General features: G+C 35.2%; 18 protein-coding genes. 9 read left to right on the top strand and 9 right to left on the bottom strand.

Annotation, left to right across the window (positions count from 1 at the left end; translation table 11 throughout):
• Window positions 1-37 precede the first annotated feature (37 nt).
• Window positions 38-580, bottom strand: a complete 543-nt coding sequence (locus tag K1I41_RS08990) for an NADPH-dependent FMN reductase (RefSeq protein WP_220640025.1) — start codon at window positions 578-580, stop codon at window positions 38-40.
• Between the two features lie 114 nt (window positions 581-694).
• Here K1I41_RS08990 and K1I41_RS08985 point away from each other — a divergent pair, with 114 nt between their 5' ends.
• The gene (locus tag K1I41_RS08985; protein ID WP_220640024.1) at window positions 695-1,150 is read left to right on the top strand and encodes a hypothetical protein; all 456 of its coding nucleotides are present in this window, start codon (window positions 695-697) and stop codon (window positions 1,148-1,150) included.
• Window positions 1,151-1,521: 371 nt separating this feature from the next.
• Here the strand turns inward: K1I41_RS08985 and K1I41_RS08980 are convergent, their stop codons facing one another.
• The 3 genes from K1I41_RS08980 to ychF form a co-directional block, all read right to left on the bottom strand.
• Window positions 1,522-1,941, bottom strand: a complete 420-nt coding sequence (locus tag K1I41_RS08980; protein WP_220640023.1) for a DUF6591 domain-containing protein — start codon at window positions 1,939-1,941, stop codon at window positions 1,522-1,524.
• 290 nt (window positions 1,942-2,231) lie between these two features.
• Window positions 2,232-3,137 (bottom strand): IS1595 family transposase, encoded by a 906-nt coding sequence (locus K1I41_RS08975; protein WP_220640022.1) that lies wholly within the window; start codon window positions 3,135-3,137, stop codon window positions 2,232-2,234.
• A 739-nt stretch (window positions 3,138-3,876) separates the two neighbouring features.
• Window positions 3,877-4,971 carry a redox-regulated ATPase YchF gene (gene ychF / locus K1I41_RS08970; protein ID WP_220640021.1) on the bottom strand — a complete coding sequence of 365 codons (1,095 nt, stop codon included), beginning with the start codon at window positions 4,969-4,971 and terminating at the stop codon, window positions 3,877-3,879.
• A 170-nt stretch (window positions 4,972-5,141) separates the two neighbouring features.
• On the opposite strand from ychF, the gene K1I41_RS08965 reads away from it, so the two are divergent.
• On the top strand, window positions 5,142-5,675 hold the full coding sequence (locus tag K1I41_RS08965) for a hypothetical protein (protein ID WP_220640020.1): 534 nt from the start codon (window positions 5,142-5,144) through the stop codon (window positions 5,673-5,675).
• A 71-nt stretch (window positions 5,676-5,746) separates the two neighbouring features.
• Here the strand turns inward: K1I41_RS08965 and K1I41_RS08960 are convergent, their stop codons facing one another.
• Entirely contained in the window at window positions 5,747-6,097 is a 351-nt protein-coding gene (locus tag K1I41_RS08960) for a 4Fe-4S dicluster domain-containing protein (protein WP_220640019.1), read from the bottom strand.
• 68 nt (window positions 6,098-6,165) lie between these two features.
• Between K1I41_RS08960 and K1I41_RS08955 the strand changes: the two genes are divergently transcribed.
• Genes K1I41_RS08955 through K1I41_RS08945 form a run of 3 tightly spaced genes read left to right on the top strand, consistent with a single transcriptional unit; the run spans window position 6,166 to window position 9,291 of the window.
• Complete coding sequence (locus tag K1I41_RS08955; protein ID WP_220640018.1) at window positions 6,166-7,227, top strand: acyl-CoA reductase; 1,062 nt, start codon at window positions 6,166-6,168, stop codon at window positions 7,225-7,227.
• A gap of 20 nt (window positions 7,228-7,247) precedes the next feature.
• On the top strand, window positions 7,248-8,321 hold the full coding sequence (gene serC / locus K1I41_RS08950; RefSeq protein WP_220640017.1) for a 3-phosphoserine/phosphohydroxythreonine transaminase: 1,074 nt from the start codon (window positions 7,248-7,250) through the stop codon (window positions 8,319-8,321).
• A gap of 13 nt (window positions 8,322-8,334) precedes the next feature.
• Window positions 8,335-9,291, top strand: a complete 957-nt coding sequence (locus K1I41_RS08945) for a D-2-hydroxyacid dehydrogenase (protein WP_220640016.1) — start codon at window positions 8,335-8,337, stop codon at window positions 9,289-9,291.
• A gap of 147 nt (window positions 9,292-9,438) precedes the next feature.
• Here the strand turns inward: K1I41_RS08945 and K1I41_RS08940 are convergent, their stop codons facing one another.
• Entirely contained in the window at window positions 9,439-10,059 is a 621-nt protein-coding gene (locus K1I41_RS08940) for an L-threonylcarbamoyladenylate synthase (RefSeq protein ID WP_220640015.1), read from the bottom strand.
• A 384-nt stretch (window positions 10,060-10,443) separates the two neighbouring features.
• Between K1I41_RS08940 and K1I41_RS08935 the strand changes: the two genes are divergently transcribed.
• Both K1I41_RS08935 and K1I41_RS08930 read left to right on the top strand, forming a co-directional pair.
• Window positions 10,444-10,971, top strand: coding sequence for a hypothetical protein (locus K1I41_RS08935; RefSeq protein ID WP_220640014.1), 528 nt, complete (start codon window positions 10,444-10,446; stop codon window positions 10,969-10,971).
• 74 nt (window positions 10,972-11,045) lie between these two features.
• Complete coding sequence (locus K1I41_RS08930; protein WP_220640013.1) at window positions 11,046-11,606, top strand: hypothetical protein; 561 nt, start codon at window positions 11,046-11,048, stop codon at window positions 11,604-11,606.
• An 11-nt stretch (window positions 11,607-11,617) separates the two neighbouring features.
• Here K1I41_RS08930 and K1I41_RS08925 read toward each other — a convergent pair whose 3' ends face one another.
• Together K1I41_RS08925 and K1I41_RS08920 are read right to left on the bottom strand one after the other, a co-directional pair.
• The gene (locus K1I41_RS08925; RefSeq protein WP_445156338.1) at window positions 11,618-13,948 is read right to left on the bottom strand and encodes an ATP-dependent helicase; all 2,331 of its coding nucleotides are present in this window, start codon (window positions 13,946-13,948) and stop codon (window positions 11,618-11,620) included.
• 31 nt (window positions 13,949-13,979) lie between these two features.
• The gene (locus K1I41_RS08920; RefSeq protein ID WP_220640011.1) at window positions 13,980-14,387 is read right to left on the bottom strand and encodes a ribosomal maturation YjgA family protein; all 408 of its coding nucleotides are present in this window, start codon (window positions 14,385-14,387) and stop codon (window positions 13,980-13,982) included.
• A 149-nt stretch (window positions 14,388-14,536) separates the two neighbouring features.
• On the opposite strand from K1I41_RS08920, the gene K1I41_RS08915 reads away from it, so the two are divergent.
• Entirely contained in the window at window positions 14,537-15,064 is a 528-nt protein-coding gene (locus K1I41_RS08915; RefSeq protein ID WP_220640010.1) for a DUF7935 family protein, read from the top strand.
• 84 nt (window positions 15,065-15,148) lie between these two features.
• Window positions 15,149-15,757, top strand: a complete 609-nt coding sequence (locus K1I41_RS08910; protein WP_220640009.1) for a hypothetical protein — start codon at window positions 15,149-15,151, stop codon at window positions 15,755-15,757.
• 3 nt (window positions 15,758-15,760) lie between these two features.
• Here the strand turns inward: K1I41_RS08910 and K1I41_RS08905 are convergent, their stop codons facing one another.
• Window positions 15,761-17,893: a M1 family metallopeptidase gene (locus tag K1I41_RS08905; RefSeq protein ID WP_220640008.1), complete on the bottom strand. Its 2,133-nt coding sequence runs from the start codon at window positions 17,891-17,893 to the stop codon at window positions 15,761-15,763.
• Window positions 17,894-17,981: the final 88 nt, after the last annotated feature.

The raw sequence follows: 17,981 nt of genomic DNA, 5'->3' as shown, positions 1-17,981 counted from the left end.
GTTAAGCGTCCATAAAGCAGCTTTTTGATTTGCTGCTTTAAGCAGTTTCCTTACCATAATCGAAGTTACGAATAACATCTTTTAACGCAGCATCAAGCACATTATTGGATATTTTGCCTGCTTCGATGTCAAAATTCTCATGAAACGACGGTAACGAAAACGTAGCTCGGATATTAGCGTTATAACGTGGTAATACTGTTTTTGCCATTTCCAGTATGCTACTACCTCCTCTTTTACCTGGCGAAGTAGCCAATAGTAGCATCGGTTTATCATTAAAAACAGCTTTACGTTGGCGCGATGCCCAATCATATATATTCTTAAAAGCTGCCGAAAAACTGCCGTTATGTTCTGCTAAGGAGAGTACTATAAGGTCGGAAGCCGATATTTTATCTAAAAAAGTTGTGGCAAGGGCAGGCTTACCCAAAACAGCCTCTTTATCTACGCTAAAAAGAGGGAGTTCATAATCGTTAAGGTCCAGTACCTCCACTTCCCCGCCCTCAAATAAGCTAGCGGCATAGGTTGCTAAGTGTTTATTTATGGATTGTGTACTACTACTCCCTGCAAATGCTAGTATTTTCATTTTTGGTGTATTTAAAATATTGTTTGATAAAGCTAAAGAAAACAAAATTGAGAAATGTTAAAGGATTTAAAATTGGTTATATTTGATAATAAATAGATACAATATAAACATGTAATGGATAGAATTTTAAATAAGTGGTATTTTGGTTTAATAATAATGCCAATACTTGTAAATCTATTAACTAATTCAATTGGACTACCAGAGTTATTTAATAATTGGATATATACAACTATTGCTATTTTAATAATATCTACATCTATATTAATGATAGAATTATATCAATTAAATCAGAAATATAAAGTATTAAAGTTTACTCCAAAAGAAAGCGATAAAAAAATTGTTGTAGAATTACTTGAAACACTCGATGTAGATTTATTCCATGAAAAAATAGAGGAGCAAGATAGTTGGTATGGATATAACCAAGAAGCCATCGAAAAAGCTATTGATTTTGCCAAAAAGGCGGGGCTTATTAGTTATAGAACAAGTGATGCAAAAGCTAATAAACTTACACAATTATATACTTTAATGTACCAAAGCACTAGTATACAATGCTTTATAAACTTAACCTAAATTTAATATAGCTTAAAACATGAACTATAGCCAGTAAAAGGCTATAGTTCAGTTCTTTAACTAGAAAATGACCATTTAAAACCTTCGAGTGAAAATGTATTACTGGACTTAACAATAAAATAGTTCAGTTATGAAACTACAAAAAACACCTAGGCAGAAATTTATTAAAACAGTTAAGTACCTCAGTAAAGAATTAGTAAAATTGTTAATTAAAACAATAGTGTCAAAATTGCTTTGGGAACTTATTTGTCATTTTCTCAACTTATAAACATAAGAAGGATTCCTATGGCACAGGAATCCTTTTGGTTTATTTGTTATTAAATAATACAAATCTTAGAAACTAATAAGAGTGACAATCGCCACTCTTTGTGTTACATATCAATTGCTGCCTTCGAGAACTTTGTTTGTAAATCAATATATCGTTTCAATTGTGCCTTAGACATTTGACCCTCATTAGATTCAAGCTGTTTGCTAAACTCGTCAGCCTTATCCATTAGCTCAGTATATTCCGTTAAAATTGACATATCATCAGGTTCTGCTTTCTTCATTTTCTTCATAACAATTATGAATTTGTCAATATATGCTTCATAAGCATCTAACATATCATCATAATTAGTAACATCTTCTGAGGGAATTGGTTCTGATACTATTTTATTTGAACTAGTGTCAATTTCTTGTTCTGAAACTTCATAATTAGTATCAGTAGTATCTACCTTATCAGTAGATTTGTCATTTTTACAGCTTATTGTTAATAAGCTAAACATTAGTACAGGAATGAAAATTCGTTTCATTTTAAAAATTAATTAGCCTTCCCAGACCCAAAGAAGAGTTATAGAATGAAGAAAGCGTGGGTACTGCTAACAAACTTCATCCCGCGGGCTCTGGTAAGCCTTGAACTAAAATAAGTAACAGCCCACGCTAAAATATAGCGTAGGCATGCTAACCTATTCTCGTTCTTATAAATTTACCAGATTTGCGGAAGAGAAAAGTTAAACACCTTCTGTATGTCTTAATTTGACAAATTAATGTCGCATACAAAATTAACCAACTACTCTTTAATATCCTACTGCAATCAAGTAATTTACATTCCTATTATTTGCCTATATGTTATTTTGTTATTAGACTCTGACACAAACTTAGTAAATCGTTCACCATCAGACATTTCTCTTGTATTATATCGATACGTAAATTCTTCGCAATATTTATGTAAATGCTTACGACTTACAAGATGATATACACCTATAATACCACGTTTCAAATGACTCCAAAAGCCTTCTATAGAATTAGTATGATAGCCATCTTCTACATAAATTCCTTGATTATGCCTTATAACTTTATGATTGTAAGATTTATGCAACCCTTGATAACCTTTCCATCCATCTGTTACTATTGTTGAACCGAATTTAACTAAATGATAAATTACTGTTTTAAGTGTCCAAGCACTAGCATTCGGGATAACTATAGTCTTAACTTTACCATTTGACAACAAGCCCATAACAGGTGTTTTTATTAAGCTACGACCTTGTGCTCTTTTTCCACGAGCTTTACCGCCTACATAAGTTTCATCAATTTGTGTTTCAGTATCAAAGTTTACTTCTATTTTATCTTCGCAATTACATCTAATCCTATGTAACATAAACCACGCTGTTTTCTGAGTAACACCTATATCTTTATGCAATTGGATACTGCTAATACCTTTCTTATGACTTAAGAATAGGTATATCGCTAAAAACCATTTACGTAATGGTATATGAGAACCTTCGAACATTGTACCTGTTCTTATATTGAACCTTATTTTACAAGAACGACATTTGTATGTTCCTGTAAATGTTCCACCAAATTTTAATTTGTAATGTCTGTCATCGATAAGCCCACAATGTGGACAAATTGGAGAATCACCCCATATTGCATTCTCTAAGAATGTTCTACAATCTTCATCTGTACGTAAAGTATCGATGAGTTGTAACAAAGATTTAAAGAACTTCATGTTTAAACTATTTGAAATTCCCTCATCTATCAATAAGATTTAGAGTTTGAATTTCAAGGGGTACTATTACATTTGTCTATGGTTTATTTTGTTTTTATAATTAAATATAATACTAAAGAAATTATCTATAAAACTGAATATTAATTAGTTAACAATAATTTCAAAAATTAAACATGATAATCTAGATTTTCAAAGCAAGGTTGTTATGCGTGGATACATCTTCGCATGTCTAAACATAAAAAGAGGGCCCAAACTTCTAGGAAGTCTAAGCCCAACAATGCAAAAATAAAATTACCTAAGCAGGTGAAAGCTGCTAAGGTCAATTGGAAACAAATAATCTCAGTAATAGCAATTATCATAGAGATTATTAAACTGCTAATTTGCAGTTAACAAAAGAACAGCATCATTGGTACTGATGCTGTTCTTTATTTTGGTACATTAAAGTATATAATTGTGTAAACTTATTAATGACTTAAAAAAAGCTATTGATGATTTCAATAGATATTCTGGAACTCATCTATACCCTATTGGGAGAAGTTATTCTCCAGCAAAGGACACAGAACACAATATTAAAAGAGCAGAGCAAGCAAGACCTATAATGAATGAAAAAGCTAGTATCGCTTTTTCTAAATTATCTAAACTATTAGAGTACCTAAAAGATAAAAACTATTTTGACTAAAAAATCCCGCCAATTAGCGGGATTTATCTTTATACTTAGTTCTAAAATCTCAATACTTATTTACACATTAAACCTAAAGTGCATTACATCGCCGTCTTTAACAATGTATTCTTTACCTTCTACACGTAATTTACCAGCTTCTTTTACTTTTGCTTCGGAGCCGTACGATTCGTAATCGTCGTAGGCTATTACCTCAGCACGAATAAAGCCTTTTTCGAAATCGGTATGGATAACGCCTGCGGCTTGCGGTGCGGTATCACCTACTTTAATAGTCCATGCACGTACCTCTTTTACACCTGCGGTGAAATAGGTTTGTAAATCGAGTAGTTTGTATGCCGAACGTATTAATACTGATGCTCCAGGCTCTTTAAGTCCTAAATCCTCTAAAAACATTTGGCGTTCTTCGTAGGTTTCCAGTTCCGTAATATCCGCCTCAGTACCTACTGCTAGTACAATAACCTGTGCATTTTCATCTTTTACCAGCTCGCGTACTTTATCTACGTAGGCATTGCCTGTTGCAGCAGCACCTTCATCTACGTTACAAACATACAGTACTGGTTTGGTAGTAATTAACTGGAAAGCCTCCATTAATTCCTCCTCATCTTGGTTTTGGGGTTGTACTACCCTAGCCGATTTACCTTCTAATAAAACAGCTCGTAACCTGTTAAGTAACGCTTCTTCGGCTTGTGCTTCTTTATTACCCGTTTTAGCAGCTCTTTTTACCTTTTCAAGGCGTTTTTCAACAGTTTCAAGGTCTTTAAGCTGTAGTTCTATATCAATGGTTTCTTTATCACGTATAGGGTCTACGCTACCATCTACGTGTACAATATTATCGTTATCAAAACAACGTAATACGTGTATAATAGCATTACACTCCCTAATGTTACCTAAAAACTGGTTACCTAGTCCTTCGCCCTTACTTGCACCTTTTACCAAACCTGCAATGTCTACAATTTCTACCGTAGCAGGAATTACACGTTCTGGCGTTACTAATTCTTCTAATTTTTCCAATCGTGGGTCGGGTACATTTACCACACCCACATTAGGCTCTATGGTACAAAACGGAAAGTTAGCGCTTTGCGCCTTGGCGTTAGACAAACAATTAAAAAGGGTTGATTTACCTACATTTGGCAATCCTACTATTCCTGCTTTCATTAGTAACGGTTTTTAAGGCTGCAAATATAAGTTTTTGTAATGAAATAAACTCATCTTAACTTATGTGATGCTATTAGCGATTTTATAAATACTTTATCATTTTGTTATTAAGCATTTTAACACCTGAAATGTAGCTTTGTACTGTAACTAATTTAAAAGAACTTATAATTATGAAGAAAATAGCTGCAATTGCTTTTTTAGCATTAGGAATTAGCCTGAATGCTCAGGTAAATAAAAATGTAACAAAGGAAACGAAAACAACTACTATTACAGTAGATAATGGTAAGGAAGAACAACAATTTGTAAAAACCGAAAAAGTAAAGACAGAGCAGGATATTAAGTTTAAAGATGCTGAATCGGACAAATTAAATAAGAAGATAGCCGAAACGCCTGTAAAAGTTAATAAATCTACTACCTACTCGGGTGACAAGCTGGTTACTACCAACGTAAATACAACGTATTATATGCTTAACGGTAAACGTTATACGTTAAAAGGTAATAATGGGAATGGTTATACGATGGCTTCGCCCGAAAATTCAAACTATGGTGTATTAAAAACTAATGGCGACAACCGCTATTCGTGTAAGATTGATGGAAAGACTTCTGTTGGGTACTTTGACCAAAAGGGTAACTTAGTGATAGAAACCCGCAATAACGATGGTAGAGGCAAAATGGTAGAAACCTATACTTTGCTAAAAAAGTAAGAACAACATAATTTCATATTAAAAAGCCCGAAGCAATGCTTCGGGCTTTTTAATTGTTTACAGCAAATAGTTTACTCATTATGTAAAAAAGACTGTCTGTTTAGCAATGTTTCTTCGCTCTCCACATGGTTATCATCAGGAACACAACAATCTACAGGGCATACTGCCGCACATTGTGGTTCTTCATGAAAACCTTTACACTCGGTACACTTACTCGGTACTATATAATACAAATCGTCTGATATTGGTGTTTGGGCAGCATCAGCATCTACTTCCTCACCCGATGGTAATACTACCTTACCCTGTAAACTTGTTCCGTCTTTATATCTCCAATCATCCGCACCTTCGTATATCGCTGTGTTAGGGCATTCTGGTTCGCATGCCCCACAATTTATACATTCGTCTGTTATAATAATAGCCATAGCTTATTTTATTTTAATAACGTAAATTTGTGCAAAATTACGTCCAAATCCATTCATAAACAAACATAATGACGTTAACAGAATCAAAAAAAGCGTTTATAACACTAGGTAAATTTTTAAGTCAATTCTCCGATGAGGGTGCTGCGCATAACGATACTATACCGCACAACGATGTATTTTTTAACGACTTTAAATCGTTGATAGATGTATCGCAATCTCATAACCGTTGGTTTACGCCAGATAATGTGCGTTTTGCAATACAATCGTGGGCAAAAGCACTTACAGCAACTAATTTAGATAGATGGTTAACTAATTACACCATGAACTATACTAGCCCTAAAACGGTTGGGCTGGTTTTAGCGGGTAACATACCCTTGGTTGGATTTCACGATTTTTTATCGGTACTTATAACAGGTAATAAAGTGTTGGTAAAAACATCGTCTAACGACAAACATTTGCTGCCTTTTTTAGCCCAATACCTTATAGTTATTCAACCAAAACTGCAAAACTACATTACTTTTACCGAAAATAAACTAGAAAATTTTGATGCTGTTATTGCCACAGGCAGTAATAATACAGCACGTTACTTTGAATATTATTTTGAAGATAAACCTGCTATTATTCGTAAAAACAGAAATTCGGTAGCCATACTAACGGGTAACGAAACCAAAGCAGATTTGGAAGCTTTAGGCGAAGATATATTCCGATATTTTGGCTTGGGTTGCCGAAATGTATCCAAGCTATTTGTACCGACAGACTACAATTTTAAAACTTTTTTTGAAGCTGTATATAAATATGGCGATATTATTCATTACGATAAATATGCTAATAATTACGACTATAATAAAGCCGTATTTTTAATGAGCGAGTTTAAAATATTGGATAATGAATTCCTGACGTTGAAAGAGGACGAAAGTTATACCTCGCCTATCGCATCATTATTTTACGAATATTATGATGATATTGAGCAATTAAAAACAAAACTAGATACAGAAGCCCACCAATTACAATGTATTGTAAGCAATAAAGTAACAGTTAACAGTATTCCGTTTGGGCAAACACAACAGCCTGAACTATGGGACTATGCTGATAATGTAGATACCATTGCATTTTTAACGCGCTTAAAATAAAAATCTAAATTGTAACCATCATGAAAAAACATAATTTTAGCGCAGGTCCTTCTATTTTACCTCAAGAAGTATTTGAAGAAGCATCAAAAGCGGTGCTCAACTTTAATAATTCAGGACTTTCTATACTCGAAATATCACACCGTAGTAAGGATTTTGTAGCAGTTATGGAGGAGGCACGTTCCTTAGCACTATCATTATTAGGGTTGGAAGAGAAAGGTTACAAAGCATTGTTTCTGTCAGGCGGTGCAAGTATGGAGTTTGTACGGGTTGCCTACAATTTACTACATCAAAATGGCAAAGCAGCCTATTTGGATACAGGTACCTGGGCAGCAGGAGCCATAAAAGCAGCAAATAATTTTGGCGAAACTATCGTTGTAGCATCCTCTAAACAAGATAATTATACTTTTATTCCTAAAGAATACACCATTCCTACCAATGCCAATTACTTTCATTGTACCAGTAACAATACCATATTTGGTACACAAATGCACCACTTTCCTGACACTAACATACCCATGGTGTGCGATATGAGTTCGGATATTTTTTCGAGACAATTAGACTTTAGTAAGTTTGGGCTTATTTATGCAGGTGCACAAAAAAATATAGGTCCTGCGGGTACAACGCTAGTAATTGTTAAAGAGGATATACTAAACCAAACAGGAAGGGTAATACCAGGAATATTAGATTATTCGGCACATATTGCTAAAGAGAGTATGTACAATACGCCATCGGTATTTGCTATATACTGCACCATGCTAACCTTGCGCTGGCTTAAAGCAAATGGCGGAATTGCAGCTATGGAAAAACGAAATAATGAAAAAGCAACAGTACTATACAACGAAATAGACAGGAACACGTTATTTACTGGAATAGCAAAAAAAGAAGATCGGTCTACAATGAATGTTACATTCAGGCTGAATGACGAAAACCATAAGGAGCAGTTCAATGCAATGTGGGAAGCTGCTAATATTAACGGGCTTAACGGTCATAGGTCGGTAGGCGGTTACAGAGCCTCTATTTACAATGCCATGCCGTTAAAAAGTGTACAGGTATTAGTTAATACCATGCAAGAATTTGAAAAAAGCATTAAATAAAAATAGTTAAAGAATGAAAATATTAGCTAACGACGGTATTTCGGCAGGTGGTAAAAAAACCCTTGAAGATAATGGGTTTGAAGTGATAACTACAAAAGTAGCCCAAGAGCAAGTAGCCAATTATATTAATAATAACAGCATTACAGCTTTATTGGTTAGGAGTGCCACTAAAGTACGTAAGGATATTATAGACAACTGCCCTAACCTTAAAATAATTGGTCGTGGTGGCGTAGGCATGGACAATATAGATGTAGAATATGCCCGTAAAAAAGGCATTGAGGTAATTAATACCCCCGCAGCATCGTCCGATTCGGTTGCTGAGCTTGTATTTGCGCACCTGTTTAGCGGTGTTCGTTTTTTATACGATGCCAACCGCCTTATGCCATTAGAGGGGGATACCAACTTTGCAGAACTTAAAAAAGCGTATGCCAGCGGTAGCGAGCTACGTGGTAAAACATTAGGTATTATTGGTTTTGGGCGTATTGGTCGTGCCGTAGCCCGTATGGCACTTGGTTTGGGTATGCACGTTATTGTTTCGGGAGAGGAAAGCGGTACAGAAGATGTTAGAATTGACTTTTATAACGGTCAGTTTATAAATATAAAATTTCCCTCCGCTTCCAACGAAACCATCCTAAAAACATCCGATTTTATCTCCGTTCATGTTCCTGCGCAAAAAGGATATTTAATTAGTACCAACGAATTTAAATTAATGAAAGACGGTTTAGGTATTATTAATACAGCACGTGGTGGCGTTATAGAGGAAGTAGCCCTTATAGAAGCACTGGATTCTGGAAAAGTAGCTTTTGCGGGATTGGATGTTTTTGAAGAAGAACCTAAACCAGCCATACAGGTATTAATGCACCCTAAAATATCGCTTACGCCGCATATTGGTGCAGCCACACTGGAGGCACAGGACCGTATTGGTACAGAGCTTGCCGAACAAATAATAAAGCATCTGAAAAAAAGCTAATAAATAGTATGTAATATAAATAGTATAAGGATAACCAATATTAAAAACAATGTAGGTACGCTTGTTTTTAATATTAGTGCCTTTGTTTATTTTGTTATTTTCAGAATATTTGTATAAAAAGTATAGTGCTCCTAAAAAAATGGCATTTTAAAAAATATTGGGGTCACCCTTGCCCTCTCTTACTACAACAGGCTCATCACCCGATAAATCTATAATAGTAGAAGCTATATTATCACCATACCCCCCATCAATTACAGCATCAACCACACCCTGCCATTTTTCAAATATCAATTCAGGGTCGGTAGAGTATTCCAAAACCGCATCATCATCATGTATGGACGACGAAACTATGGGGTTACCCAATTGCCTAACAATTTCGAGTGCAATATTATTTTCGGGTACCCTAATACCAACCGTTTTTTTCTTTTTAAACTCCTTTGGTAAATTATTATTCCCTGGTAATATAAACGTGTAGGGGCCAGGTAACGAACGCTTTAGTATTTTAAAAGTACTTGTATCTATTTGCTTTACGTAATCGGATATATTACTTAGGTCGTGGCAAACAAACGAGAAGTTAGCCTTATCCAGTTTTATCCCCTTAATTCGTGCTATACGCTCTAGTGCTTTTGTATTGGTAATATCACAACCAAAACCATAAACCGTATCGGTAGGGTAAATTATTAAGCCACCATTACGTAATATCTTTATTACTTTGGCTATTTCCTTTTCATTAGGATTTTCAGGATATATTTTTATAAATTGTGCCATAGTAAGATACAGTTTTATTAAGAAACAAAGTTAAATTTTTGAAAACATAATGCCAAAACATTAATAGTGTTTTATTTTTTACTATTTAAAATTAAAAATTAGATAAAAAATAAAATAATTACGATTTATAATTCTTTTTTTTTATAGCTTTGATTATCGGTATTTCGTTTAAAGATTAACATTGCCTGATAATCCGATTAATCCAACAAAAAATTATTTCTTCACCCCAACTATTTTACAATAGTTTCTAAAGTTTTAATCATTGAAATATGACGGAATGGTTAGTAATAACACTATCTGAAAATTATGTACTGAGGTCGGAAAAGTTGAAACAGCGACCTAAAAGCTCTGAAAGTAAACGTTTATTGTTTAATTTAAATACAAATGAAAAAATTATTTTTAATGCTTACGCTAACAGTATTTTCCCTAATTTCGTTAACAAGTTGTGAGCAAGATAGTGTAACTGTACAAGATGAATCGGCAAACGAAATGATGCTGAAATCTGAACCCGAACCCGATGTAACTTTCTATTTATTTTTTACTACTTGGGATGGAAGATGGGGAAGAGAAATACACGATTGTGATAGAGGGTGGGGATTTTGTGAAGCTGAATCGTGTTTTTTCTGTTGCGTTAATAGCAACGAAGAAATAGTTGACTGCGATACTGGAGAAGTTGTAGCTGATGGATACATACCAGTGATTATTAATCCCGTTACTGGTAATGGGTATCTAAATGTAGAGTTAAATCCTTCTAAGCAAGAAGAAGCCGATGCTATAAATAACAAAACAGTGTTTCATATAGATAACGATATAAATGCAAGTAATTTATTGATTTTGCACAAAGGTCAATATCAATTTGATACTTCAATAGGAAGCCATGGTGGTTATAAAATTTTAGCATCAAAAATTTAATTCAACTAAAGGGCGTAATATTAATTACGCCTTTTGTTGTCACTTTAGAAAAACAACCTACTATACTGATTATTATGATGAAATTTACAATTTCGGGTTTATTGCTACTTTTATTTAGTTCATGCCAACTCATAAAAATAAAACCTCCAAGCGAACCGTTAAAAGGTTTTTATAGCTATTATGATAAAACGAAAAAAGATTACCCTAATTTGTTGATAAATACAGATAGTATTTCGAATATTTGCGTGCTAGAATATAGTGTTGAACCCAAAGTGTATATTATAAACGCACTACAATTAAAAGAATGCCTAAATAGTTGTAACGATGCAATAGTTTATATTTGGGATCCTCATTGTCCTTCTGACCAATGTGTGCCGCCAAACTTATTACAAGCTTTTTGCAATGAAAATAAAGCTGATTTATTTGTAGTAGCAGAATATTACGATGGTAAAGAGCTAGTACAATATTACGATATTGAAAAACCTATATTCGGCATAGATACCAAATATTATAAAAGTGACCTTATAAAAAAATATACAACACTATTTGAAAATGATTTAGGTGTCTATGATAATGAAAGTGGTAGGATACTACTTTTTGAAAATGGAAACTATCTAGGGAGAATACGAATATGATTGAATGCTAATTACCCTACAACATCCAATTTGGCAAAGCGCAATAGTAATTTTTTAATACCACCTACTTCAAATTTAATTTCAGCTTTTTTATCGCCTCCTACCCCTTCTAGGTTAAGTACTTGTCCTTTACCAAAACGCTCGTGCATTACTACATTACCCACAGCCAATTTTGTATCGGTTGCATTGTTGCCTTGCGGTGCAGGTCGTGACATGGGTTTTAATTTACGAATATTCGAATCGGGTTTTGGCTCGTTACCTGTAACCCATTTGGGTGGTGTACCATTAGTAGGTTTATTCTGCCTTAGTTTGGATTTATCTATATCGCCAAAAATATCGGTATTAATTCTTGGTTTGTATTTGTAACCCGTTTCAATAGGGGTAATATACTCTAGGTATTTATCTGTAATCTCCTCAATAAAACGCGATGGTTCGCTATCTACCAGTTTGCCCCAACGGTAACGCGATTGCGCATAGGTAAGGTATGCCTGATGTTCGGCACGGGTAAGTGCTACATAAAACAAGCGGCGCTCCTCCTCCAGTTCGCTACGCGTATTCATACTCATGGCGCTCGGAAATAAATCTTCCTCCATACCTACTATAAAAACATAGGGAAATTCAAGTCCTTTAGCAAGATGAATAGTCATAAGGGCTACCCTATCATCATCGCCCGTATCTTTATCAAGGTCGGTAGCTAAGGCTACATCCTCCAAAAATTCAGCTAACGAGCCACGTGCGCCATCTACCTCTTTTTGCCCTTCAATAAAATCACGAATACCATTTAATAACTCCTCAATGTTTTCAATACGCGCAATACCCTCTGGCGTAGCATCTTTTTTAAGTTCCTGTATTAATCCTGTTTTCTTGGTAATGTGTTCGGCTAAAAAAAACGCATCTTGCGACTGATCGATTACCTGAAAACTTTTTATCATCGTTACAAAGTCTTGCAACTTGTTTTTTGTACCCGAATTTAATTTTAAATCAATTCGGTCTAAATTTTCCATCACATCAAATACAGTACGCCCGTAATGGTTAGCAGCTACCGTAAGTTTTTCTAGCGTTGTGTTGCCTATACCCCTTGCAGGGTAGTTTATAACACGCATTAGTGCCTCCTCATCTTTAGGGTTAATTACCAAACGGAGGTAGGCTAATACATCTTTAATTTCTTTACGTTGGTAAAACGAAAGCCCTCCGTAAATACGATAGGGTATATCGCGCTTACGCAGTGCATCCTCCATGGCGCGGGACTGTGCATTGGTACGATACAATATGGCAAAGCTTCCATTTTTAAGTTGCTCACGCATTTTAAGCTCAAATATGCTACTGGCAACAAAACGTCCCTCTTCGCCATCGGTAAGGCTACGGTGTACTTTTATTCGTGGTCCTTCATCATTCGCCGTCCAAACTATTTTATCCAGTTTGGTTTGGTTTTTATCTATTATGGAGTTCGCAGCTTCTACTATGTTTTTGGTAGAACGGTAATTCTGTTCCAGCCTGTACATTTGTACATTATCGTAATCTTTCTGGAAATTTAAAATGTTATTAATATTTGCCCCCCTAAAGGCATAAATACTCTGTGCATCATCGCCCACCACACAAATATTCTGGAAACGGTCGCTTAAGGCACGTACTATTAAATATTGTGAATGGTTGGTATCTTGGTACTCATCTACCAGTATGTATTTAAAACGATTTTGGTATTTCATGAGCACCTCTGGAAAACGATTTAAAAGCTCGTTGGTACGCAGTAATAAATCATCAAAATCCATAGCGCCTGCTTTAAAACAACGCTCTACATACTGCTCATAAATTTCGCCAAGGCGTGGTTTTTTCGCCATCGCGTCGGCTTCTTGCAGTTCAGGGTCATTATAATACGCTTTAACCGTAATAAGGCTATTTTTATACGATGAGATACGATTTAATACCTGCTTAGGCTTATATACATCTTTATCCAGTTGCATTTCCTTAATAATAGCACTAATAAGGCGCACACTATCTTGGGTATCGTATATGGTAAAATTAGACGGAAATCCTAATTTATCGGCTTCAAAACGCAATATCTTTGCAAATACAGAGTGGAATGTTCCCATCCATAAATTTTTAGCTTCGGATGAACCTACAATATCAGCAATACGGTTTTTCATTTCGCGCGCTGCTTTATTGGTAAACGTAAGTGCCAGTATATTAAACGCATCTACGCCTTGGCTCATTAGGTAGGCAATGCGCATGGTTAGTACACGCGTTTTGCCCGAACCCGCCCCTGCTATCACGATCATAGGACCATCTTTTTGGAGCGTAGGTGCTTGCTGTGCTTCGTTTAACTGGCTTATATATTTTTGGATTTCCATAGGTATTGCAAAAACACAAAAATAGCTATTTTAACCGAGAAACGTTGTGCGATTTTGGATTGGAAATAAATAAGTAATCAACACCTACTGCAACTACAATTCCTAAAAAGTACGCTAGTAAATCGCTATATAAAAAACCCGAACCTAACACTAAGCGCCCTGGCAATGTTTTACGTATTGTATTAATCCAATCGGCTTGGTACAACTGGCTGCATTCAATAGCGTAACAAATTATTAAAGCTATAATTGCTTTGTACAATATGGGTTTCCTTACTATAAAGGCTACAATATAATACATCATTACAGCATAAAGTGCATCGCCTGCGTACAGGTTAACAACATCGGGTAATATTGTTTTTATACTGCGTATTAATAAGCCCAAAACAATGGTAATTGGTATGGCTATTAAATAAGTAATTTTTGTATTGCTCATACTTTTTTAGGCGTATAACAAATGTAATTCTTAATTATATTACAACTATAACTATAGCGTATTAAAGTTTATTACTATTTTAGCTCCTTACAATTTTAAACAGCGTAAAAAACGTTGTACAATAAAACAAATACCTAAACATTACTTGAATGGATACTGACAAAATTTTAGAACTCTTATTTTATACTTTACCTGCTATTATAACAGGATTAATTGCGTACTATTTTTTTAAGATGCATACAAGCAACGAGGAAGGGCGGCGTCGTTACCTCATCCATAAAGAGGCGCAAAAAACTGCCATGCCATTACGATTACAAGCGTACGAAAGACTGGTATTGCTTTTAGAGCGTATTAGTCCCTCTAAACTACTTATAAGGATAGCACCGCAATCGTCTAACAAAAAAGATTACGAAGAATACCTTATATCGCAAATAGAGCAGGAATACGAGCACAATTTAACGCAACAAATTTATGTTTCGGCCGAAAGTTGGGATATTATTACCACTGCAAAAAATGCTACCATACAGCTAATCAGAAAATCGAACATGAGTGATGCCGTAGATACTTCTGATAAACTACGCGAAGTAATGCTTAGTGATTTATTTGATAAACAAAGCCCCAGTAGTGTTGCAGTAGCTTACCTAAAAAATGAAGTAGCCGAAATGTGGCAAGAATAACAGCATTATTTTAATATACTTATAAAAAAGGCATCTGTAATAGATGTCTTTTTTTGTTTATGTTTGTAAAACAATCGGGGGAAAATGATGAAAAAAATTATTATTGCATTAGTGTTATTAGGTACTATAACTACGTTTGGGCAAAGGCGTTTTGAGAATAAAACGTTTGGTTTTTCGATGGAAGAGCCTATGGGCTGGATATGGGGAAATAACGACGATTTGGCGCGTAATTTGGAGCAACTGGATATTGATGAAGAAAAGTTGCTTAAAATTATTAAGGAGCATGAAGGCTCGGTACTTATACTATCGTTATACAAATACGACCCGTTAACATACAGAGGTTTAGTCCCTGCCATACAGATAAACGTGCGTGAGAGAAACAACGAAGACTTTAATACGTTTAAATCGGATATTATTAAAAGTGCACGAAGTTTTAATGGACTATACGATGATTTTGAATTTATAGAGGAACCTAAAAACGTTAAAATATCGCATATTAAAAGCATCTTTTTCGCAACAAAATTTACAATGCGTACCGATAACGGCTTAACCCACCGCGTACGCAGCAGAATATACGTTATCCCTTGGAAACACTATTATTTCCAGATTAACATGACGGATGATTTAATGGGCGAAGATTGTAGCAGGGAGTTTTTAAAACTCATAAAAACCATAAAAATAAAGCGTAAATAACCGTTATTCCGCTAAAAGGCTTTGTAATTTATTTTGCTCGGCTTCGGGTAACCCTGACATTATACCCTCAAAAAAGGCACGATACCCCTCACGCTTTAATAAACCCCGAATGCTTTCGCGCCCAAACTTGGCAAATTGCCATTTATGGTGCAATGTGGCATTTACTAAATTTGCCCATACTACAGGATCGGGCTTATTAATATATAGTAAATTGGCTAGTGCATTTTGCCTTACACTACTTTGGTAACGTGGCGAAGCATACTGCTGTAACTCGGCATAAATATCAGATTTTTGTGCTTCCCTATAGTCAGGTGTTGCGTAAGCTAAAGTTAACCAAAGTATACGCAAACTTTTATCGTTAAAACCAACCCATTTATCCGAAGCATCTAATAACTCAGCACGCTTATCAGGAAAATTAGTATATAGCACATTTAGTGCTATTTCGCGGTTAATGTACGACTCGTCTTGTAGTAAGGTTTTGTATTCTTCATAAAAATCATCAGGAAAAGTAGTAACCGTTCGTGCTACTGCCTGCCTCACTTTTATGTTATTAGTTGCCATAGCAAGCCGAATTAATTCGGCTTTATCAGTAAAGGGTAATTCAGCCATTTGCAATAAAACTTCTTCCTTTGCAGGGTAAAACATATCCGATTGTACTATTTGTTTAAATATGGGCTTCTTCTCCTCAAAGCGTTTATCCTGCAACTCCCCTAGTTTGAAATACAACTGTATAAACTGGTTTTTACTTAACAAGGTTATCGCCTCCTGTACCTCAAAACCTCCTTTTTGCAGCCAACGTTTTTTAAATGAAGCTGTATCATAATCTGATACTTTATTTATTTCTGATAAAAAATCATCCGTAACTACATTTTTAAAAGCATATTTTTCAAGATAATTTTCTACCGCTGTTTGGAAAGCCTCGTACCCTACTCCTTCGCGCAATACATGCAATGCCCATGCTCCTTTTTGGTAAAAGGTTAACGAACTGGCTTTTTCGTTTAGTATAGGTATCGTGTCGGTTTTAGCAACACGCTGCAAACGTTCTGCCATTTGGTATAACTCATAATTAAAATAGTCGTCGCCAAAAATTTCCTTTTCGGCTAATAAAGCATAGTAGGTTGCAAACCCCTCTTGTAACCAATGGTGCTTGCCCGACTGCGCCGTAACCAAATCGCCAAACCATTGGTGTGCCAATTCGTGGGCATTTACATTTATGTACGTTCTGTCGTTAAAGCCAATGTTATCAACCACAAAATCTTGCGAAAAAATAGTCGATGTTGTGTTTTCCATACCTGCATACAAAAAATCAAAAACAGGTATTTGCCTGTACACCCCCCACGGATACGATACTCCTATTTCTTCTTCAAAAAAATCGAACATTTGCTTGCTGTATCGGTAGGTAGCGGCTACCTTAGCACTATCTTCTGGACGGTAATAAAATTCCATAGGCGTACCCGAAGCTGTTACAGCAGTTTGCTTTTTAAATTTACCTATGGCAAGCATTACCAAATAACTACTCATGGGTTTATCCATTGAGTAGCTCACCGTTTTAGAGCCGTTTTTGTGTAATTCAACCGTATGTTGGTGTTCTCCATTGGCGAGTATTGTGTACTCGTTATCAAAATTTACTGACAGATTAAAAATTACCTTTTCGTTCATATCATCAAAACTTGGTAACCAATGGCTGGTATATTTCCCTTGCCCCTGCGTCCAAATTTGCAGTTCTTTATTGCTCGTATCTTCATTATTTTCTGCAGCTGTAGAGAAACTATTCGCTGTACCCAATTCTATAAAATAAAGTGCTTTTCTGGGCTGAGCCGTATATTTAAAAGTAACGGTATTAGTCCCTTTTTTGTAGCCTTTATAAAGTTTTAATGCTGAAGCAGAGTTTGTCCAGCCTGCCTTTTTACCATTAATTTTTACTTCGGTAAATTGCATATTGCGAGCATCTATGTAAATGGTATCCGTTTTTCTGTCGAGCACATCAAAACTATACGTTACCTCACCCATTACTTTTTTCTGCGGAACATCAAAACGTATAGTAGCATTACACGTTTTAAAATCAACCTTTTGGGTTTGCTGCGCAAAAGAAAAAATGGTTGCAAAGAGAGAGAAGAGAAATATATAGAGTTTCATTACAGTTTCGCTTTTACAAATATACTTAAGTAATTTATTAAATAAAAGAGGGGTATAATTATACCCCTCTTTTATTTAATAAATTTAA

Origin of the sequence: Flavobacterium litorale (assembly GCF_019613795.1) — a bacterium.
GTDB classification, from domain to species: Bacteria; Bacteroidota; Bacteroidia; order Flavobacteriales; family Flavobacteriaceae; genus Flavobacterium; species Flavobacterium litorale.
This window is presented reverse-complemented; position numbering and strand designations above follow the sequence as displayed.